Annotated in this window: 10 protein-coding genes; 6 read left to right on the forward strand and 4 right to left on the reverse strand. The window is 43.9% G+C overall.

What is annotated here, in order from left to right; translation table 11 throughout:
* Positions 1–223 precede the first annotated feature (223 nt).
* From BJP34_RS28175 to BJP34_RS28195, 6 genes are all read left to right on the forward strand, one after another.
* Positions 224–4,111 carry an AAA-like domain-containing protein gene (locus tag BJP34_RS28175; protein WP_070395202.1) on the forward strand — a complete coding sequence of 1,296 codons (3,888 nt, stop codon included), beginning with the start codon at positions 224–226 and terminating at the stop codon, positions 4,109–4,111.
* A gap of 76 nt (positions 4,112–4,187) precedes the next feature.
* Positions 4,188–4,529 (forward strand): helix-turn-helix domain-containing protein, encoded by a 342-nt coding sequence (locus BJP34_RS28180; protein ID WP_229424063.1) that lies wholly within the window; start codon positions 4,188–4,190, stop codon positions 4,527–4,529.
* Between the two features lie 163 nt (positions 4,530–4,692).
* Entirely contained in the window at positions 4,693–4,827 is a 135-nt protein-coding gene (locus tag BJP34_RS49605; protein ID WP_267876405.1) for a hypothetical protein, read from the forward strand.
* Between the two features lie 683 nt (positions 4,828–5,510).
* Positions 5,511–7,346, forward strand: a complete 1,836-nt coding sequence (locus tag BJP34_RS28185) for a reverse transcriptase domain-containing protein (RefSeq protein WP_070393634.1) — start codon at positions 5,511–5,513, stop codon at positions 7,344–7,346.
* A gap of 174 nt (positions 7,347–7,520) precedes the next feature.
* A complete protein-coding gene (locus BJP34_RS28190; protein WP_070396926.1) occupies positions 7,521–7,718 on the forward strand; it encodes a hypothetical protein in 198 nt (65 codons plus the stop codon).
* Between the two features lie 354 nt (positions 7,719–8,072).
* The gene (locus tag BJP34_RS28195; protein WP_070395203.1) at positions 8,073–9,284 is read left to right on the forward strand and encodes an RNA-guided endonuclease InsQ/TnpB family protein; all 1,212 of its coding nucleotides are present in this window, start codon (positions 8,073–8,075) and stop codon (positions 9,282–9,284) included.
* An 11-nt stretch (positions 9,285–9,295) separates the two neighbouring features.
* Here BJP34_RS28195 and BJP34_RS28200 read toward each other — a convergent pair whose 3' ends face one another.
* From BJP34_RS28200 to BJP34_RS28215, 4 genes are all read right to left on the reverse strand, one after another.
* Positions 9,296–12,043, reverse strand: coding sequence for a DEAD/DEAH box helicase (locus BJP34_RS28200; RefSeq protein WP_070395204.1), 2,748 nt, complete (start codon positions 12,041–12,043; stop codon positions 9,296–9,298).
* A gap of 394 nt (positions 12,044–12,437) precedes the next feature.
* On the reverse strand, positions 12,438–14,714 hold the full coding sequence (locus BJP34_RS28205; protein WP_202972033.1) for an OmpA family protein: 2,277 nt from the start codon (positions 14,712–14,714) through the stop codon (positions 12,438–12,440).
* A 174-nt stretch (positions 14,715–14,888) separates the two neighbouring features.
* A complete protein-coding gene (locus BJP34_RS28210; protein WP_070395205.1) occupies positions 14,889–22,178 on the reverse strand; it encodes a hypothetical protein in 7,290 nt (2,429 codons plus the stop codon).
* Positions 22,175–24,667: a DUF11 domain-containing protein gene (locus BJP34_RS28215; RefSeq protein WP_229424064.1), complete on the reverse strand. Its 2,493-nt coding sequence runs from the start codon at positions 24,665–24,667 to the stop codon at positions 22,175–22,177. The genes BJP34_RS28210 and BJP34_RS28215 overlap by 4 nt, the downstream gene beginning before the upstream one ends.
* Positions 24,668–24,669: the final 2 nt, after the last annotated feature.

Raw genomic sequence — 24,669 nt, forward strand, 5'->3', positions numbered from 1 at the left:
CCGTAACGCACCAAGGGACGGGCTATCCCAACAGTGGCTTATCGATAAAATCAGGGCTTGCCCAAAGGTGGTGCGTTACGGGGCGGGCTATCCCAACACTGGCCCTCGGTGTTGAACATGATGGCAAGCCCGCCCCTAACGCACCCTACGCAACTATTGCCTCTTGCCTTTTGCCTTTTGCCTTTTGCCTCTTGCCTCTTGCCTTTATACTCCCTTTCCTACCATGAAAAACCAACCAACAATCTATCAAGTTGGGGGAAGTTTACCTAACGATGCTGCTACTTATGCAGTCAGAAAAGCTGATAAAGAAATTTTTGATGCTTTGATGGCTGGGGAATTTTGTTATGTGCTGAACTCGCGACAGATGGGTAAATCTAGTTTGCGGGTAAAAACCATGCAAAGACTAATAGATAGGGGAGTAGCTTGTGCTTCTGTTGATGTTACCCAAATTGGCAATTACGTAACGTCAGAGCAATGGTATGCTAGCTTAATTAAGACTATGGTAAATAGTTTTAAGCTCTCAGATAAATTCAAGGTCTTACCTTGGTTACGAGAGCGTAAGCAACTCTCGCCAGTCATGTGGTTGGGTGAGTTTATTGAAGAGGTGCTGTTGTCAGAGATTCCAGACAATATTGTGATTTTTCTGGATGAGATTGATAGTATTATTAAGGTAGAGTTTAAAGATGATTTCTTTGCCTTTATTCGCAGTTGTTATAACCAAAGAGCAGAAAATCCTGCCTACAATCGGCTTAACTTTTGCTTGCTGGGAGTAGCAACTCCAGCGGATTTGATTCAGGATAAACAGCGCACTCCCTTTAATATTGGTCGGGATATTGAACTGACTGGCTTTACCTTTGAAGAAGCGAAAACACCACTGCTCCCTGGTTTGGTAGGGAAAGTGGATAATCCTGAACAGGTGTTAGCTGAGATATTGAACTGGACGGGGGGACAACCGTTTTTGACCCAGAAGTTGTGTAAGTTAATGGTGGAGCATTCTCAAGCTTCCCCCTTACAGCGGTGTTCAGATGAATTAACCTCACTACCGACAGCTGCAAGCCCCCTAAATCCCCCAATTCTGGGGGACTTTAACTCAATACCACCGACAGCTGTAAGCCCCCTAAATCCACCAATTCTGGGGGACTTTAACTCAATACCACCGACAGCTGCAAGCCCCCTAAATCCCCCAATTCTGGGGGACTTTAACTCAAGTTCCCCCCAAAATTGGGGGGTTAGGGGGGCGGAGGACTTTAACTCCAGTTCCCCCCAAAATTGGGGGGTTAGGGGGGCGAGAGACTTTAACTCAATTTCAGTTGAACAGGTCGCCCGTACCCAGATTATTGACAATTGGGTATCTCAGGATAAGCCAGAGCACTTGAAGACCATACGCGATCGCATTCTCAGAAATGAGCAACGGGCGAGTAGGCTGTTGGGATTGTATCAGCACGTATTAGATCAGGGTTATATTGCCGCTGATGGCAGTGAAGAACAGACGGAATTAAGGCTATCGGGGTTGGTAGTGGAGCGGGATGGCTCTTTGACCGTTAACAACCGGATTTATGTCAGTGTTTTCGATAGGGATTGGGTTAAGCAAGAATTGGCTAGACTGCGTCCCTACTCTGAAACCTTTACCGCTTGGGTTGAGTCTGGGTGTCACGATGAATCCCTTTTGTTGCGGGGGGTGGCGTTAGAGAATGCTCAAGCTTGGGCTAGGGGTAAAAGTTTGAGCGATTTGGATTATCAGTTTTTGGCGGCTGGTCAGGAATTAGACCGCAGGGTATTGGCAGAAGAAAGTCGGATATTAGCTAAGGCGAATGAGAATTTAACTATTGCCCAACAGGAAGCCAAACAGCTAATTCGCAAAGGTCGTACGAGATTGACTGTAGCTTCAGTTTTGACCATGGCTGTTACTATGGTGGCTGTGGTCATTGGTATCTACTCTGGGCAGCAAGTCAAGAAAGCACAAGAAGCACAGAAGGGTACCGCACTAGAACAGCAAGGGGCTGATATTTTACGACGCTTACGAAGGGATGACGTTCACTCTAGCACCATCAGTGAAGAAGGGGTAGAGCTTTTATACTCAGCCATGAATACTGGGCAACAGCTATTTAATATCGTGAAAGATGGTCGCCCTTTGGATAAGTATCCTACCATTACTCCTCTCTATGTTCTACACCAAAGTCTTAGTAAATTCAAAGAAAAGAAAAAATTTCAAGGACATAAATCCTGGGTAACAAGTGTAAGTTTTAGCCCAGATGGTAAAACCCTGGCTACGGCATCAAATGACAAAACGGTCAGACTTTGGGATTTACAAGGAAATCAATTAGCTCTGTTTAAAGGAGATCAATCCGAAGTAAATAGTGTCAGTTTTAGCCGAAATGGTCAGATGCTCGCTTCTGCATCATGGGACAAAAAGGTCAGAGTTTGGGATTTAGAAGGAAACCAATTAGCTCTGTTTAAAGGACATCAATCCTCGGTGTGGAATGTCAGTTTTAGCCGAGATGGTCAGATGCTCGCTTCTGCATCAAGAGACAATACGGTCAGAGTTTGGAATTTAGAAGGAAATCAATTAGCACTCTTTGAAGGACATGAATCCGAAGTAAATAGTGTTAGTTTTAGCCGAGATGGTAAGGTGCTCGCTTCTGGATCATATGACAAAACGGTCAGAGTTTGGGATTTACAAGGGAATCAATTAGCACTCTTTGAAGGACATCAAGGCCCGGTAAATAGTGTTAGTTTTAGCCGAGATGGTAAGGTGCTCGCTTCTGGATCATATGACAAAACGGTCAGAGTTTGGGATTTACAAGGGAATCAATTAGCACTCTTTGAAGGACATCAAGGCCCAGTAAATAGTGTCAGTTTTAGCCGAGATGGTCAGATGCTCGCTTCTGCATCATCCGACAAAACGGTCAGAGTTTGGGATTTACAAGGAAATCAATTAGCACTCTTTGAAGGACATCAAGGCCCAGTAAATAGTGTCAGTTTTAGCCGAGATGGTCAGATGCTCGCTTCTGCATCATCCGACAAAACGGTCAGACTCTGGGCAGTTGAAGATTTAGGTGAGATGCTGGCTCGGGGCTGTAAGTTGTTGGAAGATTACTTTGTGGATCATCCTGAACATTTAGAAAGCTTAGAGAAATGCCAAGATTCAGATGGCAAAATAGCTGCAGCTTCTGGTTTTATCAAACAAGGTGAGGACTTAGCGAAAAAGGGGAATGTTGATGGTGCTATTGCTAAGTTCCAAAAAGCCAAACAATGGAATCCGGAGCTAGAATTAGAGCCACAGGTAAAGGCAAAAGCGATCGCTCTTTTTACAAAAGGTGAGCAGTTAGCTAAAGAGGGGGATGTTGAGGGTGCTATTTCTAAGTTTGAAGAAGCCAAACAATGGAATCCACAGCTAGAATTAGAGCCAGATAAAAAAGCCAAACAGCTAGCAGCACTCGCTAAAGTTAAACAAGGTCAGCAGTTAGCTAAAAAGGGGGATGTTGAGGGTGCTATTGCTAAGTTTAAAAAAGCCAAAACAATAAATTCTAATCTAGAATTAGAGCCAGAAAAAAATGCAAAAGCGATCGCTCTTGTTACAAAAGGTGAGGAGTTAGCAATACAGGGGGATGTTGAGGGTGCTATTGCTAAGTTTAAAGAAGCCAAAGAATGGAATACCGATCTAGAATTAGAGCCAGATAAAAAAGCCAAACAGCTAGCAGCATTTGCTAAAGTTGAACAAGGTAAGAGGTTAGCTAAAGATGGTAAATTAACCAAAGCTCTATCTCTCTATAAACAAGCACAACAACTAGATCAAAACCTAGAAATTTATGCTAGATCTTGGAACGCACTGTGTTGGTTTGGTAGCCTCCATGGATATGCTGCTGACGTGATGGATGCCTGTGAAAAAGCAGTAGCCAAAGCACCTGAAGAGGCATATATTTTGGATAGTCGTGGTTTGGCTAGGGCTCTGACTGGGGATACCGCAGGAGCGATATCAGATTTTCAGGCATATGTAGACTGGACCGACAATGATAAGTCGAAAGCACAACGGCAGAAATGGATAGATGAGCTGCGGGCTGGTAAGAATCCTTTTACGGAAGAGGTGTTGAAGGGTTTACTTGAGGAGTAAGGGTAGCTTTTTTCGGCACTTGTTATGCTAAATCAACACTTTGGCAAAGGGAGCAGGGAGCAGGGAGCAGGGAGCAGTGGAAAGAGACCGTAGTCAAAAAAAATTGTTAGTTGAATCAATGAATAATAATCCTTATATCGGTTCTTCCTTAGATGAACTTTTAGAAGAAGATAACATCCTGGCTGAAGTTGAAGCGGTAGCTCTCAAACGAGTTTTAGCTTGGCAAATCGAACAAGCAATGCTTGAAAAAGGACTGACTAAAACTGAAATGACCAAGGTCATGAAAACTACTCCTGCGGCATTAGATTGTCTTTTAGATCCCAACAATACCTCTGTAACCCTGAACACAATTGAACGGGCAGCTAATGCACTGGGTAAGCGGTTACAGCTTCAATTGATTGATGGTGATGTTATCTAGGGGTTTTCGAGAGGCAATAGGCATGCTAGCAATAGGCAATAGGTAAAAAATCTTGTGGAATGGCCATCTTGCTGTGGAACTGGCATCTTGCCAGTTTCAATATATTGTCGGGCGGGCAGGATGCCCACTCTACTGATATTGATTAGGCAGTGGAGCTGGCATCTTGCCAGTTTCAATATATTGTCGGGCGGGCAGGATGCCCACTCTACTGATATTGATTAGGCATGCTAGCAAGAGTTTCCCTGCTCCCGATTCCCGACTCCCGATTCCCGACTCCCGACTCCCGACCCCTTTGTAACAAAATTTTTCACAATATGTTATAATGTATTATTTTTTGTGCTATAGTATAACAGTGGGCGCGCGCGACGTGAAAGCGTCAAGTTGAACCAAAGCCTGAAATGGCTTTCTGGAGAGTGCATCCTCCAGCCTGCCGAGATGAGGGGGGAAGAGTAATCGGAACCTGAGTGCAGATTCTCGATAAAGTCCTGTAGAAATACAGGAAATAGCACCCAAGGTCGGAATCACACCGCCGCAAGTGCTAGCAGGAAGATACCCAATGGTTAACGAAAGTGAACATCTATAAAAGCTTCGTAACTGTTGAACAGTGAAACGTGATTGAAACACTGTAGCCAAAAGGGCACCGAGTTCGATAATAAGTGATTGGGGATTGCGTCCTTCTCAATCTGATGCAACGAAGAACTCCGGAGCAAAGGATGAACCTAAAGGGATATCGAAAACTTCACTTGATGAACACGGTAACCCCTGAAATTTCAACCGCCAATAAATGGCAAAGCGGATTGCAAAAGAAGCCCAGGGTTGACAGGGAGTAGGAGACCTGAAAAAGCAAATGATGTCACGACGAAAGTCAACGGGAAATCATAACCGGACATATAGATTCCTATGAATCATACCGAGAGGTAGCAGACGTCAGGTTGGTCTAATCAGAATGTTCCAAGAATTGAGGAATAGAGACTCACCCCGATGAAAAGTAGAACCAATACTGGTACTGGAGTCTGGGACTGGACTGAGATAGACTGGAAAGTCATCAATAAACAGGTTCTCAAACTTCAAAGAAGAATATTCAGGGCAACCAAAGAAGCTCAACTAAAAGGCAGCGGATGGGATAAGGTGAAAAATCTGATGAAACTAATTATAAATAGCAAGTCAGCATTAGCCTTAGCAATACAGACAGTTACGGTTAAAAACAAAGGAAGGAACACTCCAGGAATAGACGGTTATGTAGCCATCAAAACCGAAGAGAAAAACCGACTAATGAAAAACTGGAACTGGAATGAAGTAAGCCCCACCAAGAGAGTCTATATACCTAAATCAAATGGGAATAAAAGACCCTTAGGAATACCAACCATAAAAGACCGAATAGGTCAAGCCATAATAAAAATGGCATATGAACCAGTATTCGAGGTAAGCTTTGAACCCAATAGTTACGGATTCAGACCTGGAAGAAGCTGTCACGACGCCATCCAAGAAGTGTTCGCTGGCCTCAAAAAGGGTAGCTCACACCACTGGGTTCTTGATGCAGATATTAAAGGAGCATTTGACAATATATCTCATGGCTTCATCATGGATAAATTGGAAGGACTACCGAAAAGAAGTCTAATCAAGAAATGGCTAAAATGTGGATACGTGGATAACAGGATATTCCATCCAACCAACTCAGGAACACCCCAAGGCGGAATCATCAGCCCACTACTAGCAAATATAGCCCTCGATGGACTCCAAGAAGTCATATCCGAAAAATGTAAGATAGATTACACAACTCGAAGTAGAGGGAAAACCATAAATAAGAAAAAGGAGGTAGATAAATACAGATTTGCTAGATACGCAGATGACTTCGTAATCACCAGCCAAACAAAAGAAAACCTGGAAGAAATAATCCCCAGAGTAGAAAAATGGCTAAGAGAAAGGGGGCTGGAACTCAACAGAGAAAAGACCAAAATCAGAAACATAATAGAAGAAGGTTTTTCCTTCCTGGGGTTCCAGATTCAACAAAGAAAGACAAAAACCCTGAGATTAGATAGCAAGAGGTACAAGAAGAAAGCACGAAAAATGCTTAAAAATCTAAAACCAAATGCTATAAGAATCCCGACACCAAACGCCAAAATCAGGGAGGAAATATGCTATTCATGTATAATAACACCTGACCAGGAAGAAGTTAAGAGATTCTTAAAGGAAATTCGTAGCATACTCAAGAATGAAGCTAGGGCACTAAATACAGAAGATGTAATCAAAAAGCTAAATCCGAAGATTAGAGGATGGCTAAACTATTACAGATTCGTATGCTCCAAGAAAACATTCAACAATGTAAGGTGGAAAATTCTCAGTTCCATATACAGGTATCTAAAGAGACAACATCCAAAGAAAGCCTGGAAGTGGATTAAGAGGAAATACTTCAAAACCATTGACAAAGATACCTTGAACTTCTTCACCATATCAAGTGGAAAAAGAAAGAAAGAGGAAATCCTAGTCAACGCAGCCAAAGATGTACCTATTATCAGATTTGAAAAGGTAAAAGGAAACTCATCCCCCTTTGACCCTGACCTAAAAGAATATTGGAAGAAAAGGAAGACTAAATGGGGGAAGTCCAAATTTGCCAAAGGTAGCAAATACGAAAAGGTATATATTCACCAAAAAGGGATATGTCCTATTTGCAATCTACCTATCGAACTCGATGATAACTTCGAGGTACATCATACCATACCTATCAAGCGAGGCGGAAACAGTGAAACTAAGAATCTACAGATTCTACATAGTCACTGTCACAAAGCCAAACATAAGAAGCTTCACCAGGATACCTGATTAGGCTTGAGCCGGATGAGTATGAAAGTCTCAAGTCCGGTTCTTAGGGGAGGGAGAGATGGTAACATTTCTCACCTTACCCGACTAAGACGCCCAGAGTCAAGAGCTAGCCCGGCGAGTGTCCAAAATCAACGGGCTAGCTCTGGCTCCCCTAAAAAAGGAGACAATTTGATTATGAGTTATTGTGAACGCCTTCATCCATGGGTGGTCATTAGGCTGTTACCCCAAATGCAGCGAGTTGTTGTTGCTCGCTTTCGCAATCGATCGGATGCCGAGGGACATTTGTGGGCTCTGAAACGATTAATGCCGGATGCGGAATTTATAATTATTTTTGATGTGGGGAATAATAATCCAGTAGGGAATAGGGAATAGGGAACAGGGAACAGGGAACAGGGAACAGGGATCAGGGGATCAGGAGGGAGATTACCTAGGAAAATGTTGTTTTTTGATAACTGACTGTAGCGTTTATCGCAGTTATGAGGTACATTATTCTTTGACCTTGATTCCCTGTCTTGATTAAGCGATCGCTATTCCCTATTCCATCACTTCCCCTCCTGGGAGGGGTTAGGGGTGGGTTCCTATTCCCTGCTCTGCTCCCTGCTCCCTGCTCCCTGCTCCCTGCTCCCTGCTCCCTGCTCCCTGCTCCCTGCTCCCTTTTTGTTTGTACTTGACATATTACGCTAATTGTGTTAGCGTAATTATATACACAGAAGAGGTCGAGTTCTGATGATCATACTTGAGTTTAAAGCCTACGGTAAACCGCATCAATATCAAGCTATAAACGAAGCAATTCGGACGGTTAAATTTATCCGGAATAGCTGCATTCGTTTATGGATAGATAACAAAGGGACAGGGAAATACGACCTTAGCAAGTACTGCAAAATACTAGCTAAAAAATTCCCGTTTGCCAATGAACTAAACTCTACTGCTCGACAAGCTGCGGCTGAAAGAGCATGGTCATCAATTTCTCGCTTCTTTGAAAACTGCAAGAAAAAAGTACCTGGCAAGAAAGGCTATCCTCGTTTTCAGAAACACTGTAGGTCGGTTGAGTATAAGCAATCAGGATGGAAACTTTCCCCTGACAATAAAACAATTACATTCAGTGACAAGAAAGGAATAGGGAAGTTAAAACTCAAGGGTACCTGGGACTTATGGCGCTTTGACAAAAAGCAAATCAAACGGGTTCGCATTTTTAAAAGGGCTGATGGTTATTATGTTCAGTTTTTCATCTCTGTGACGAACGAAGAACAATTAGACCCGGTTGACGCTACTGTAGGATTGGACGTAGGACTAAAAGAATTCTATACCGATTCTAGGGGAAACACTGAACCCAATCCCATATTTTACCGTAAAGGAGAAAAGCGACTAAAGTTTTACCAACGTCGAGTTTCTCGAAAAAAGAAAGGCTCTGCTAACCGTAAGAAGGCCGTTAATAGATTAGGTAAACAGCACCTCAAAATAAGTAGGCAGCGTAAAGAACATGCCAAGAGACTGGCACGTTGCGTAATCCGGTCTAACGACCTGGTCGCCTATGAAGATTTGAGGGTAAAAAATCTGGTTAAAAACCATTGTTTAGCTAACTCTATTAACGATGCAGGTTGGTATCAGTTTAGGAAATGGTTAGAGCATTTTGGCAAGAAGTTTGGTAGAGTCACGGTTGCAGTGAATCCTGCCTATACAAGTCAAAATTGCCCAGAATGCGGCGAGGTAGTCAAGAAGTCCCTATCAACTAGGACTCACGTCTGCAAATGTGGTTGTAAATTAGACCTAGACCACAACGCCGCAGTCAACATCCTTAAAAAAGCCTTGGGTACGGTGGGGCACACCGGAACCTGGATCATCGATCCGAACACTTCGGGAGATTTAACCTCTACTGCTCTTGGTTCCGGCCAGGTTCAGCAAGTCGAATCGTTGAACGAAGAATCCCCGCGCCTTTAGGTCGGGGAGTGTCAATTCACTCTTTCATTAACCGGAAAGCGGTCAAGTAACTGAGCAGCACGAATCGCATTAGCTTTTAAAGACTCTGATAGAGGCAACACATGGGGAATTTGGGATAGTATATCTAAGGTTCGACGTAAGATTCGCACCACATCCCCTTCATCTAAGCTGGTATTACCGCATATCTCCCGCCAGGATTTGCCTAATGACCACTGTTCTATTAGACCAATTAACCTATCCTCTGACCAAACCGGTAAGGCGACATGATATCGACGCTGTAGCTGAAATACTTGACGCCGAATCCTCCTGAGGTTTGTCAATGCTTCTAGCACTTCCTCACTTGGTTGATAGTTTGTCCAACTATCTGGTCTAGGGGTTTCGGTAACTAAAGCAGAACAGGCTGCTGCCAATTGGTGGGGGTCTAAATCATCTAATTCTCCCGACAGCATGGCTAAGGCTAGCCACAACTCATTTTCTCCCCGAAGCGAAGCAGCCGCTTGCCCCAGAACAGTCGGAGTTAAGTCCTCCAAAGAACCAGATGCTTTTAAAATTTCAATCAGGTTGAGAAATTCGTGCCAATGCTGAGCCTGGTATTCTCGGAATTTAGCTTGACGTTGGTTAATTTGCTCCTGCAAAAACAACCGTTTTTTGTGGCGTTTGATCAGTTGAGAAGGATTACCCCACTGACGAAGAGCATGGGTTTCCATTTGACCCTCTAGATCAGCAACAACACCTTGTTGCTGCCTCACTTCTGGAGCAACCCAGAGTTGAGCAATAGTGGGAACTTGGTTAGCCAAGGCTTCAGTATCTTCATTTCCGCTTTTGACTTGACCTGGTTTAATCTCAAGTCCCTCTAAAGGCTGGAGAGTTCCAATATCAAGGCATCGAAGATTGATAATGTCAGAGGATTCACCTTGAGTTGAGCCGGTTGAGTAATCTTCCGTAGAGCCATTGGATGCTTGGTCATCGGCCACTTCAGGAAAGCCATCTAACCCCATCACATCAGCAGTTGTTGCCACATACCATCGGTTAGCAGCACTTAAGCACACCAGATAAGGGAATTGACCGGAACCCTTTTGTTTAGCCACCAAAACAGCTGGAACAGGAGAAGACACTGGCACATTCTTGCCCTTGAGATAAAGAATGACTCCCGGTTGCACCTGTTGTAGTAATTGGGATACGGCTTTAGAAACAGATGCCTCTGCTTGGTGTTGCAGGTCTTTAAGGATGCGGCGCTCTACTTTCAGGTGTTCCTTCAGTTTTTGATAGCCTTCCATTACTGCCACATCTACCGGTGCCAGTTGAAAATCAATTCTCGTCAGTTCCGCAGTCAGTTCAGTAATTGCCTGTTGTTGAGGTTTGAGGTACAACGTAGCTAGATACTGAGCAAAGCTGCGTTCAACTAATTCCTTAGCTTGAGGCAGAGAGTGAGTTTGCAACAAATTCAGTACCATACCATAGGTAGGAGTAAACTGACTGACTAGGGGATCAGCACCAGCCGTTGCTAGATAAGCCGCCTCCTTAGCCCCTTCAAAGGGGGTTTGCACAGTCACCACATAGCCATTGGTATCCATCCCTCGCCTTCCTGCTCGTCCAGCCATCTGCAAAAATTCCGAGGCAGTCAGTAGCCGGTGTCCTCGATCAGTACGCTTAGATAGACTGGAAATAACAGTGGTACGAGCAGGCATATTAATTCCTGCTGCTAGAGTTTCTGTAGCAAATACCACCTTAACTAGTCCTTGTTGGAATAGTTCTTCCACTAGACCTTTCCAAGCAGGTAAAATTCCAGCATGATGGGCAGCTATACCTCGGTACAGGGGTTCAATTTGTTTGGTACGAGCTGCTTCTGGATTCTTAGTGATAAATTCATCAATCCGTGCCTTAAGTTGAGCTGCTTCTTGTTCATTGACCAGGGATATTGGACCCATCTCATCTACTGCCTTATCACAGCCTCGGCGGCTAAAGATAAAGTAAATAGCTGGTAACATCTCCCGTTTTTTTAGTTTGCTCACCACAGAGCTAATACTGGGGCCTTCCGGACGTCCATGTTTGTCCTTGCTTTTAGGACGCCTGGTTTTGAGGGAGTTGTTAATCTTGGTGTGGTCGTCATTCAGCAGGGAGACAATTCCCTTGGGATGGGCAAAGTAAAACTCTAGGGGAACAGGTCGGAAGTTAGAGTAAATCAGCTGAGTGGAGCCATGAACTTGATTCAGCCAGTCGGTCAGCTGGTCAGAATTGGCAACAGTGGCGGAGAGGGCAACAATTTGAATATCTGGCGGACAATAGATAATTGATTCTTCCCAAACCGTGCCTCGTTGTCGGTCATTCATGTAGTGACATTCGTCTAGGATCACCGCCTCAACCCCTAGCATAGAGGCTCCCACTTGACCAATTGGGGTACCATAGAGCATATTACGGAAGATTTCCGTAGTCATCACTAAGACGGAAGCTTCCCGGTTGACCGAGGAATCACCGGTAACTAGACCGACTTTGTCTGCGCCAAATTTTGCCCGAAAATCCCTTAGTTTCTGGTTGGAGAGCGCTTTGAGGGGGGTTGTGTAGAAAACACGTCCTCCTTGAGACAAAGCACGATAAATGGTATATTCTCCAATTAAGGTTTTCCCAGAACCAGTCGGAGCACAGACAACTACTGATTGACTATGATTGAGAGCCTCAATTGCCTGTTTTTGGAACTCGTCGAGTTCAAAGGGAAATAGGTTGTTCGGGTCAAGGTCTACTGATGAAGTAGCAATATTCACACAAGGTTTTTCCAATAAGGTATATGATCGTGTTTGTGTTGGTTGTAACTACGTAGTCCATTGGTTGTATATATTGTATGTCAGGGAATTAATTGAGAGCGTTTACACCATTTTACTCAAGATACCCCTGGTGTATTTATAGGTAGTTGTTTCCTCTAACACAGAGCCAGGGTGCATCTCATATTTGTAAAAAAGTTGCTAGTGGTGCGTTAGGGGGGCCTCATTTTCCGCCTCTAGCCCTTGGTTATGTTGCTGCCCGTAACGCACCACGGTGTCAAACAGCTTTTAGCAGATGCACCCCAGAGCCAGACCAACTCGACCTGTTGTAAGAAAGGGGTTTGAGGCTATTCCCAAAAACTATTCCGATCGGGGATTATCTATAGAAATCCCTATGCTACTCGACTTGTAAATCTTCCTCCTGTTCTACCAAGATAATGTCCAACCCCCTAACATCTTGGAAAATAAACTCCACACGACGATTACGTGCGTGATTTACTGATGTAGTTCCTGTGGTCTTCAGCTCGCTTTCACCAAAGGACCGAATAGTCATCCGTTCTGGCCCAACTCCTAGACGCAACAGGTAATCCCGTGCTGCCTTTGCCCGCCGCCATCCTAACCCTTGGTTATATTCCACAGTAGCACGGAAGTCAGTATGTCCCTGAATATCGATGGTCATGAAGGGGTATTCTTGCAATACTCTGGCAATCTGGTTGAGTACTGCCGCAGTTCTAGGACTAATCCTGGATTGGTCAAGGGCAAAATGAATCACCCTAGGTACTTTCAACACCAAGGGTAATGGTATTTGTGGAGACTGTGGTTGTACCGGAACCCTGGCGACTGGACGGCTGGTACACTGGGGCTTTGGTGTGTTCGGTAGAGTTGTTGCTGACCGGGTCTCGATACTATTCCCTTGATCATCAAGAGCACGCACCACCACAGTCACAGCTGGTTCCGAGGTACCGTAGTCTGGGTGAGTTGCGATCGCACTCAGGTAATCCCCAGGCTCGACATTACTAAGACTAATCCCAAACTTCCCGTCTTGATCTGCTTCGGTGCTAGCAATCTTCCTGCTCAACGGACCTATCCCATGGGTTTTTGGAGAAACCTGATCGACAAGATAGATATCTACCTCAGAACCAGGGTCAGCTAACCCATCCAAACTCACCTGACCATCCCGTTGAAAAAACTCTACCGCTAACCACCGAGGTGTATTCACAGCATTATTACCAGTGTCTCGCCTACGGTTAGGAGAGTCTCGCTTGGGGTTTGGTCCATCACCCACTTGATAATGCCTTGCTCCGGTATGGTTTCTAGTTACTAGGTCAATGCTCAGCCCTTCTAGAGCCGCAAATTGATTATCTTGGATGATATTGCGATCGCTTTCTGGATAAGCAGCAACCACCACTCCTGGTCCTGCTTGGTTAGTGATTTGGTTACCAATGACTTGATGGTCATCTCCCATCAAATATATGGCAGCCCGACGTAAACGGTGCCCATTATACTTAATCTGATTATTCCGAATGCTGACAGCACCGGTAGGTTTAAATAGGTACACACCGCTGCCGTCGTTGCCGCAAATTAAATTAGAGTCAATAGTGGTATTGTCGATAGTACCCTCTAGACGAATAGCATCTGGCATCCCAGCCATCCCGTTACCAACGATGATATTCTCGGTAATCTCTAGCTCCCTCGCCTGGTCGGAGGTAATAATCCCGCTACCGTCATGATTAGCAATTCGATTACGCCTGATGGTAACTCCTGTGCCACTAAACACCCATACCCCAAAAGCTGACATGGTTGATGGCATAGTCTCATCGGGAGGTATACCTAGCCAAGTGTTTTCTATAATCACCGATTGAGGAGGTTTGTCGGCAGCAAACTGACCATCAGCAAACTGACCGTCGTAGTGGGGTGGCAGTCGATCGGAAATCAATATGTCTGCTGGTGTTGAGATGACAGTTCCTTGGTGCTGACCGTTAAATCCATATATACTCAACCCTTTTACTGTCACATCATCATTAAGGATTGTCAAACCTTGAAAAATCTCTACCGTTTCCGCTGGAGTAATTGCCACCAATGGAATCGGGATTTCAATCTCAGCAGTAGCTGATTGATCTCGGTTATAGCCAGGTTGGGTTGTGCCATCTACGATCACTCCAGCAGTCGCGATGGGAGGCAACTGTTCTACCAAACGAATAGTGGTTTGCTGGGCAGGTAAATTAAACTCTATTTTTGACCGTGCTGGGGAACTTAGGGATTCTACTTGAGATTTTTCTGTGGAACTGAGTTGGTCTAGGGTTAATGTGCCGTTGATCAGGTTAATAGCTTCCCTAAGGGTTAAGTTATTGTCTGGTTGTACTGAACCATCTTGGTTGCTATTGACGACTACTTTTAGGGGTGATGGTGTTGGTTTGGCTAGGGCTGGCCTAATCAAGGCAAAAGGCAAAAGGCAAAAGGCAAACGGCAACAGGCAAAAGGCAACAGTATGGATGAACTCTTTTGAGTCTATAGTTGATAATGAACTAGGTATATACTGTTTTTTTGGGATAAGTCTAGGGTTTTCTTTTTTTTTAATAAAAAAGAAAATTAATCTAGAATAGTCATAATTTTTTTTTGAGAGTTTTAGTGGTACTTCTGACTTTAAATCCGAAGTAATTATAGTTGGAGTCATAGCTGCTTCCTTTTAAAGATGAATATACTGATAAATAGTAATTTTTTACTGGTTTATTATCTGACACTATATATAGTTAATGATAAACTATATATTTCTGGTAATTAATAATAAAAATGTCATGATTAATCGGTAATTATACTCAAATTACCAATTGTCAAGTACCCGAAAATACTATTTTTTTTCTAGTATTATTGCTTGTGTGTTGTCGTCTTCTGATTTGTCGTTAGAAAGGGGTTTGCTGTTGTCCTCTAGCCCTTCTTCAACCACAGGTTGGTTAGTTTTCTTGGGATTGTCTTGCTTTTGGTTATCTTCAACAATCGATTCAGTTTGAGATTCCTGCTGCTGGGGTGGTGCTACCTTTTGATTGCCAAAGCCACCAAATAGATTACCAATCAGACCATCAAGTTTGACAGTAAGTCCTAAATACGGACCACTGGCGGAACGAGAGCCACGGAAGTCGTAGTCGTCAATATTACCAAGAGAGTATCCAGCAGCAAGGCGCAGACTGGGAGTCAGGTAGTAGCCAGTTTCAATCAGGAAGCCATTTTCAAAGTAATCCGCTGAAGGTTGAGAGATCAAGCGAGCTTCACCGACTATATCCCAGTTGTAGCCTAGACGATAGGATGCTCGGAGTTGACCGAGATGAATGGTGCTATCTCCGATTAAATCATTGGATAAATAGGATCTACTATAACGCAAAGCATATTTACCGTAAAATTCCCATCGCCAGTTCGGAGCATATATCATTTCGCCGGAAAATAGATGTTCGTTATAACCACTACCACTGCCTAATAAAATCGTGTCGGGTATAGTAGCGGGATTCTGGCGAAACTCATAGCGCATCAAAGCGTTAAAGTTATCGCTCTCGGGATTGCGGTAAGCAACACCTAGCCTGAGATTGATCGAGTTTCCTAATCGGCTCCTAAGTCGTTGATTAGCACCATTCGCCTGTCGATAACTAAATAAAGCAGTTATAGCAGGAGACAATTTCCCAGAGGCTGCTCCAGTGATGACAGTGTTGTTGCCACGATTAGAAGAACGATGCTCCCATTTGAAACTAGCTTTGAAATCAGGACTGTCAGTGTATTCAAAACCGATACTGTAGCTTTCGCCACTCTCAAATCCAAGGGCAGAGGCTCCTTGACCAAAAGCGTAGGGTTGACTGAACTGATCAGCAGCAGCGTTTTCTCCAAGGAAGTTACCTAATACCCGCTCATAAGCAAGGTTTAGTCGCATACCAGGGAAAATCGTCCAGCCCTGCTTCAAGCCGATAGCGCCCTGACCGGTCATCTGATCTAATCCCCCGACAATAGAGTAACGTCCAGAGATAGTGGTATCAGAGCCAAGATTGTAATCGCCACTGATACCAAGATGGGTAATTTCTTGCCCCTCAAATTGCCCTCGGGTAAACCATTGTTGTCCGAGATTGATGGTAATTCCTCGATACACTCGCCAGTCTAATCCGATCGCAGTGCGGTCTGAATACACTGAATCGGTTTCGCTGGATAGAGTTAGTTCATTGAGAGCCTGGAAGGTAAGGTTATCAGTTAAGGGCATTTTAAAACGCGATCGCAACTGATTGGATGTACGACTTCTAGAGTCATCTTTACGGTCTTCGCGATCGCGAAACACCCAGTCGAGTTGGAGGCTACCCGGACCAATACGTTGCTTAATCCCCGCAATTACAGTAGTTAGAGAATTATCCACCCGATTACCAGCCTGGGGTTCGGTACGGGGGTCGAATAAATCACCAAAGCTAGTAACAACTCGGGGGGCTATACCTCGGTTAGTTTCCCGGTCTACCTGTACCCGAAAATTAGTCGTATCAGTCACTTTGGCCTGAAACTGAGCACCATAACGGGTTTGACCAGGAACAAAGCTAACGGTAGCGTTATTGGCAAAGCCAGTTTCAGTGGAGCGCAAATAAGCCTTACCGGAGAAAGCATCACCAAATTTTCCGTCTAGTTGGACGCGGTAGGCTGAACCGCTTACTAAGCCTAATTCGTCAGAATCATTGGTAGAATGAGCGTATTCTGTGATTAATTGAACATTCTCCCCAAAGGAAAACAAACCATCCACACCATAAAGCTCAAAGTCCCTAGCTCCCTGATTTTCCCGTAGATAGCTAGCGCCGAGCCAACTCTCTTGATTAAGTTCCCGAGAGAAGTTGTATTGAAACCGACCTGCGTAAATATTAGTATCTTCGCTATCCCCATCAAACTGATAAGTAACAACAATCCGCCGCACTAAGACTCGTCCTTCTTGATCCAAGTCAGTACGTAACATTGGTTGGTTGAACAATAAGGTGCCACGGTCATAGTCAATTTCATAGTCACTGACCCGACTGAGACGTTCTCGTCTAATTACAGTACCAGGTCGCTGTAGTTCTTCTAACTCGATGTAAACCTCTTCTGAACCAGCAACCAATAGTCGCCGAGAAAGAAAGTAAAAACCACTAGTACCATCAGGGACAATCGTATCCCGCTGGAACCCTTCTACGTTATTGGCGAACAATCCAGTAATTTGAAACTTACCAAAGTTGTAGTTAGTCTTGAAGCCGTGGAGTTTGCGTCTCGTCGAAGTAAATAATTGAGAGCGTCTAGAAAACTCCTCAGTGTTGTAATCCCCCCACATCAAATAGTCTGCTTCTATTCCTACTTTTGTCCCAGAGCGTTCTAGCCTCAGATAGAGATTATCTATAGAAGGAGTAGTTACATCCACCGTCGAACTATCACCGTAAACGGGATAGTCTTGTTCAGAGGATTGGTACTCACGAAATAACCGATTACTATCATTACAATCACAGCCTTTGTTCAAAGCATGGTCAGTATTAAATGACCCAGTGATTAACCAATTGCCAAGGCTTCCAGTGAAGAAAGCAGCGGATCGGATGTCAAATTTAGTGTCATCATCTTCATCCTCTGGTAAAAAGTCCCGAAAGCTCCTGAAAAAGTCTGTCCCTTCAGTTCCCAAACGCATATCGATCACGCCGGTTATTAAACTCGGGCGCAGTGCAGTTTCAAACTGCATTTGGGTAAAGGCTTCTAAATCATTAGTAGCAGCGCTAATCCGAATGGTTTTAGCGTCTAAGCCTGAGCGCAGTTCAGTCGTAAATTGCCCCTTTCGAGCTTCTACCTGAAATCCCGGTTGGTCTGGGTTTTGGTCTACACCAACGAACTCACCGTCACTGGTGTATAAGGTAACAATGGTATCGCGGTGAGAGACATTACCGAATTTATCCAATAACCGACCCTGAACCGTTGCTAGAGAACGTCCATCGGCTGGGATACGAGCCTCGCGCGTTTCCACAACCAGTTTATCGGGTGTTCCTCTTACTTGTACCGGTATAGAAATTACGTTATCTGACCCAGCGATAGTGGCAGTGATCGTATTCTCCCCTTCCTTAAGGACAATACCATACCAAGTCCGAGTTACAAGATTAGTTAGTGTATCTGTTTCTGTGCGTCCAATGAAAGAGGGATCTATGAGTTTACCATTGACCCGAAGTTCCACCTCAGCTCCTAAACCATATTGTAAAATAATGCTAGTTGCTGGAATATCTAATACCTTCTCTGAAGTAGGGGCAAGTACTTTTAAATAGGATGATTTGGGTTTAGAGGTAGAAGATGGAGTCGATTCTCTTCTGCGTTGTTGGTGTCTTTGTCGGCGGTTGCGTCTTCTTTGCCGTATCCAGTAGTTAGCGATTTCGAGAGTGTTTTGGTACTCTTCTCCCAATTCTGCAAAAGCAATTGTTGGGAGTTCAACTGGTTTTAGGTCAAGGTTGAGTGATGACTGCTGTGTCAAATCCAGACTTAGAAGTTGTTTGTCTGTTAGGTCAAAGCTTGCTAATTGCTCCTGTCTTAGGTTAAAGCTAATTAGTTGCTCCTGACTCGGTTCAATTACTGGTTCAATTACTGGTGGTGATGCTTCTATCTGCTGGATTGGTTCAGGATTAACAGTAGGATTGAGACTAACGGTTTGCTGCGATTGCAGTTGAAAGTTATCTAACTTATCGTTACTTAAATCTAAGTTAGGGAATTCACCATTAACCTCAAAGTTGGGTAAGTCTCCCACTTGGATATCAATATCAGGTGCGTAAGCAATGTCTTGCTCTAACTGAGTTTCTGGTATCGGTAGAGTTTCTCTAGCTTCTCGATTAATACTATTAAAACTAACCTTTTGGGGCGTACGCAGCTCAAGGTTGTCTAACTTATCGTTAGTTAAATCTAAGTTAAGTAATTCACCATTAACCTCAAAGTTGGGTAAGTCTCCCACTTGGATATCGAGATCAGGTGCGTAAGCAATGTCTTGCTCTAACTGAGTTTCTGGTATCGGTAGAGTTTCTTTAGCTTCATTATTGATACTATTAAAACTAACCCTTTGGGGCGTAGGCAGCTCAAGGTTGTCTAACTTATCGTTAGTTAAATCTATCTTAGGTAATTGATTACCATTAACCTCAAAGTTAGGTAAGTCTCCAACTTGGATATCAATACCAGGTGCGTAAGCAATGTCTTGATCTAACTGAGTTTCTGGTATCGGTAGAGTTTGTCTAGCTTCTCGATTAATACTATTAAAACTAACCCTTTCGGGCGTAGGCAGCTCAAGGTTGTCTAACTTATCGTTAGTTAAATCTATCTTAGGTAATTGATTACCATTAACCTCAAAGTTAGGTAAGTCTCCAACTTGGATATCAATATCAGGTGCGTAAGCAATGTCTTGGTCTAACTGAGTTTCTGGGATCGGTAGAGTTTCTCTAGCTTCTCGATTAATACTATTAAAACTAACCCTTTCGGGCGTAGGCAGCTCAAGGTTGTCTAACTTATCGTTAGTTAAATCTATCTTAGGTAATTCACGATTAACCGCAAACTCAGGTAAGTCTCCAACTTGGATATCGAGATCAGGTGCGTAAGCAATGTCTTGGTCTAACTGAGTTTCTGGAATCGGTATAGTTTCTTTAGCTTCATTATTGATACTATTAAAACTAACCCTTTGGGGCGTACGCAGCTCCAGGTTATCTAATTTATCGTTACTTAAATCTATCTTAGGTAATTGCTCACGATTAACCTCAAAGTTGGGTAAGTCTCCAACTTGGATATCGAGATCAGGTGCGTAAGCAATGTCTTGGTCTAACTGAGTTTCTGGTATCGGTAGAGTTTGTTTAGCTTCTCGATTAATACTATTAAAACTAACCCTTTGGGGCGTAGGCAGCTCCAGGTTGTCTAACTTATCGTTAGTTAAATCTATCTTAGGTAATTCACTATTAACCGCAAACTCAGGTAAGTCTCCAACTTGGATATCAATACCAGGTGCGTAAGCAATGTCTTGGTCTAACTGAGTTTCTGGAATCGGTAGAGTTTCTCTAGCTTCATTATTGATACTATTAAAACTAACCCTTTGGGGCGTACGCAGCTCCAGGTTATCTAATTTATCGTTACTTAAATCTATCTTAGGTAATTGATTACCATTGAGCTCAAAGTTGGGTAAGTCTCCAACTTGGATATCGAGATCAGGTGCGTAAGCAATGTCTTGATCTAACTGAGTTTCTGGTATCGGTAGAGTTTCTCTAGTTTCATTATTGATACTATTAAAACTAACTCTTTGGGGCGTACGCAGCTCAAGGTTGTCTAATTTATCGTTAGTTAAATCTATCTTAGGTAATTCACCATTAACTTCAAAGTTGGGTAAGTCTCCGACTTCGATATCGATACCAGGTGCATAAGCAATGTCTTGAGGTGACTGAGTTTCTGGTATCGGTATAGTTTTTCTAGCTTCAGGATTAATCCGTTGATTGAGACTAACTCTTTGCTGGGTAAGCAGCTCAAGATTGTCTAACTTATCGTTAGTTAAATCTAAGTTAGGGAATTCACCATTAACTTCAAAGTTGGGTAAGTCTCCGACTTCGATATCGATACCAGGTGCATAAGCAATGTCTTGAGGTGACTGAGTTTCTGGTATCGGTATAGTTTTTCTAGCTTCAGGATTAATCCGTTGATTGAGACTAACTCTTTGCTGGGTAAGCAGCTCAAGATTGTCTAACTTATCGTTAGTTAAATCTAAGTTAGGGAATTCACCATTAACTTCAAAGTTGGGTAAGTCTCCGACTTCGATATCGATACCAGGTGCATAAGCAATGTCTTGAGGTGACTGAGTTTCTGGTATCGGTATAGTTTTTCTAGCTTCAGGATTAATCCGTTGATTGAGACTAACTCTTTGCTGCGATCGCGTAGCGTGACCGTAGGTCAATCGCAGTTGAAGATTGTCTAACTTATCGTTAGTTAAATCTATCTGAGGTAATTCACGATTAACCTCAAACTCAGGTAATTTTCCCTGCTGGAAGTCGATACTCGCTGCGATTGCCATCTCTTGAGGTGACTGAGTTTCTGGGATCGGTATAGTTTGTCTAGCTTCAGTATTGATACTGGGATTGAGACTAACCCTTTGCTGGGAGCGCAGTTGAAGGTTGTCTAACTTATTGTTAGTTAAATCTATCTGAGGTAATTGACCATTAACCTCAAACTCAGGTAATTTTCCCCGTTGGAAGTCGATACTAGCTGCGATCGCGTAGCGTGACCGTAGGTCAATCCCGTAGCGTGACCGTAGGTCAATCCCGTAGCGTGGCCATAGGCCAATCGCAATCTCTTGATTTGACTGACTTGCTGGTATCGGTATAGTTTGTCTAGCTTCAGTATTGATACTGGGATTGAGACTAACCCTTTGCTGGGAGCGCAGTTGAAGGTTGTCTAATTTAGCATTACTTAAATTTAAGTTAGGGAATTCACCATTAACAGCAAAGTTCGGTAATTGTTCGAGTTGGATATCGATACCAGGTGCATACGCAATCTCTTGATATGACTGACTTGCTGGTATCGGTATAGTTTGTCTAGCTTCAGTATTAACGCGATTGAGACTAACCCTTTGCTGTTGTTTCAGGTCTAGATTAGCAAGTAGAGCTTTTGGTGAATTTAGCTGAGGTAGTTGACCAGGCAGTAGGTCAAAACTAGGTAGCCGACCTTTACTTAAATCCACTACAGGTGCGAGGGCGATATGTGAGGATGGCTCTGTCTGTGGGATTGGTGAAGGAGTCAGAGTGGAGTTGAAACTAACGATAGGTTCTCGTTTCCAGTTGAGCCTAGGGACTTGATCTGAGCTCAGATCAAAGCTAGGAAATTGTCCATCGTTGATGTTAAAACTGGAAGACTGTCTCAGAGCAATTGTTGTTGATAGCTCATTTTGGTTTAGGGAGGGAACCAGACCGGGATTGAAGCTGAGGATAGGTTCTTGTTTGAGATCAAGGCTAGGTAGTTGACTTGGCTTCAGGTCAATGACTGGTAAATTTTCCTCTGCTGCTTGGGTTGATTCAGCTTCAGCGATCGCAGGATACAGCACCATGGTGACGCTACCAGCGATCGCTCCCATTAGCTGTAGTTTACAAGATATGTTATAATTATTAATTAATTTCATTGCTGATCCTCTTCGTTGAAGGTCGGGGTGACTGCAAAGTTCATGCGTGCCATACCACCAGGCTCTAAACGCACGAGTCGGGATTGACTGTTGCCTTCATTGAAATGGGTATTGGGAGCTAGGGTGTAACCTGGAAGGCTAGTCAGGTCTAAAGCTCCAGTGTGGTATCCCGGTAGAACGTTCTTAACCGAGAACAGACCATTGGCATCAGTAGTAATTCGGTTACCGTTTTCCATAAAGATCACCGCATTAGGAACTCCCGGTTCTCCTGGTTGCTGATGACCATCAAAGTTTTTGTCTACAAATACTCGACCTAGTAAGGTGCCGCAGTCCGAAATAATGCCAGGATCAATTCGTACTCGATGAACCGCTGGACCATCTTTGATATCCCAACCGTTGTCATCCCGTTCCGCAGCAACAATAGCTGAGTTCTCCCCGTCACCCCGAATGCCATCTGGAGTGACTTGCACCCCATAAGCAATGTTCAATACTCCACCTTCTGGAATTGGCTCTGCTGCCCTGAAAGTAATTCTTGCCCCATCTTGTGTGGTTTCAATCTCCACTGATTCTTGCTGTAACTCGCCCCGGACAGAATCTTCAAGGAATTTGAATCCTAGGGGTAAGTCATCAGTCACTACAATGTCAACCACAGCACTACTGGCTAGATTGCGCACAGAGAGGCGGTAGATGATAGTATCTCCTGGTTCAGCCGTAGCTCGCCCTGCGCTCTTGGTAATCCGAATTGATTCAAGGTCACAAATACCCGTATCTACATTCAACAATCCCAAAACCAGACCTTCCCGTTCCGCATTCCGAATCAGGAATTCACCCTGTACTTCTGTGGGATTGGCATCGGTACTAATCGGTAGACCATCTACAGACGTAGCAGTATAGGAAACTATACTTTGCGCTTGATCAACATTAGTGATCGTCAGCCGAATCCGTCGTTGCAGGAAATTGCTATTAGCGGGTGGATTAACCACCAAAATGTAGCTTCGACCTTGGTCTAACTGACCTCGGTCTCGATCAAACAGAAAGCTATATCTACCTCGGTTTTCATTGTCTTCATTGCTAACGAAATAGGGATTGGCATTGGTAGTGTTAGGTTGAATCCCTTCAGGAATGTTGTTATTGGGGTCATCGGGAACTTCAGTGGTGGTCAGTTCTACAGCATTCAAGAATCCTGTAGGGTCATTGGGGTTTGGATCAAATAAGCCAACGCTAAATCCGGTATAGTCATCCAACAGTTCATTGTCACAACCCCGGATTTCCCCAAACGGGTCAATCAGTTCCAAACTGGGGTCTGGTGTAGGAGCTATAGTAGCTATGGTCTGTTGTGCGGTTTGTAAGGAGGTATTGTCTTGACCACAATTACTGCTAAAACCTAGCGCTATAGTTTGCTCATCGTTGTCTTCAACAGCAGCATTAACTGCCACTTGCACATTCAGCACCACCTCCTGCCCAGGCTCGATTGTCAGGGTTTCCGGGGTTTCCTCCAAACCCTCAACAGTAACATTGCCAATGGAGGCTGAACCGACTAAGCCACTTTGAGTAATCACGTTAGCTTGAGGAGTTTCTACCTCAATTGCTGCGTCCCCAGTGTTAAGCAAGGCATAACGGAAACTCACAATATCTCCCGATTGCACCCGCGACCCTTGACCAGACTGAATGTTTTGTAGGTCTTGCTCAAGAGAGTCCTTAGCTTGGATCAAGAGTTGTTGTTGTTCAGGGATAGCATTGAGGGCTTCATCAAATGCTTTGGTGCGAATCTCTGTAAAAGTAGTGGTACTCAAGTCAGTTGGAATTAAACCAGCTGCTGTATTTTGGGCAGTTGCGGCATCGGCTTCAGCAATACCAATCGATTCTAAGCCCTGTTGAGCTAGTCCAGTAAAAACTAGAGCTATTACTTGATCGGTCTGACTATTCTCCCCATTTAAGAGTGCAGCTTTATTCGGTATCGCTTCCTCAATAGCAGTTTTGGCAGCAGTGATGACTTGATCAGCGGTAGTGTCAGTGGATGAATTAGCAAAACTCATTACCGCTTGGATACTGGCATTGCTGGCTTCTTCTGAAGTAAAGCCCAAAGTTACTAGTTCATCCTCCAGGGCATCAGTCATAGCACCTAAGCCAAACACCAACTGGCCTTCCCCATCTTGAATTCCCTGAGATACCAGATTGAGAGTTCCTTGTTTAGAGGTTTCACTCTTGACTTTTCTAGAAGTACCACTAATGAACAACTCACTAGGTCGAGAGAATCTTCCCCTTGGACCACGAGGCATTTGGTACCGATAAGTGACTTGATTGATCACAGTTGCTGCTACTGTTTCAGGAGCTGTACACTGTAGCGGTGTCTGACCAGTTGTTGCTGAAATTTCTGCTGGCTGAGTTTGCGACAGTACTGGTGGAGATGTTGGTAAGACACCTCCTATCAAAGCTGTTGCTAGCAGCTTTGGGAAACGCTTCTTCCAGTAAGGGGTTGATTTGCACATTT

The organism is Moorena producens PAL-8-15-08-1, assembly GCF_001767235.1.
GTDB classification, from domain to species: Bacteria; Cyanobacteriota; Cyanobacteriia; order Cyanobacteriales; family Coleofasciculaceae; genus Moorena; species Moorena producens_A.

Excerpts from the sequence above, each read along its gene's own strand:
- BJP34_RS28175 (WP_070395202.1), top strand. The coding sequence starts at position 224 with ATGAAAAACCAACCAACAATCTATCAAGTTGGGGGAAGTTTACCTAAC.
- BJP34_RS28185 (WP_070393634.1), top strand. The coding sequence starts at position 5,511 with ATGAAAAGTAGAACCAATACTGGTACTGGAGTCTGGGACTGGACTGAG.
- BJP34_RS28190 (WP_070396926.1), top strand. The coding sequence starts at position 7,521 with ATGAGTTATTGTGAACGCCTTCATCCATGGGTGGTCATTAGGCTGTTA.
- BJP34_RS28195 (WP_070395203.1), top strand. The coding sequence starts at position 8,073 with ATGATCATACTTGAGTTTAAAGCCTACGGTAAACCGCATCAATATCAA.
- BJP34_RS28205 (WP_202972033.1), bottom strand. The coding sequence starts at position 14,714 with ATGACTCCAACTATAATTACTTCGGATTTAAAGTCAGAAGTACCACTA.
- BJP34_RS28210 (WP_070395205.1), bottom strand. The coding sequence starts at position 22,178 with ATGAAATTAATTAATAATTATAACATATCTTGTAAACTACAGCTAATG.
- BJP34_RS28215 (WP_229424064.1), bottom strand. The coding sequence starts at position 24,667 with ATGTGCAAATCAACCCCTTACTGGAAGAAGCGTTTCCCAAAGCTGCTA.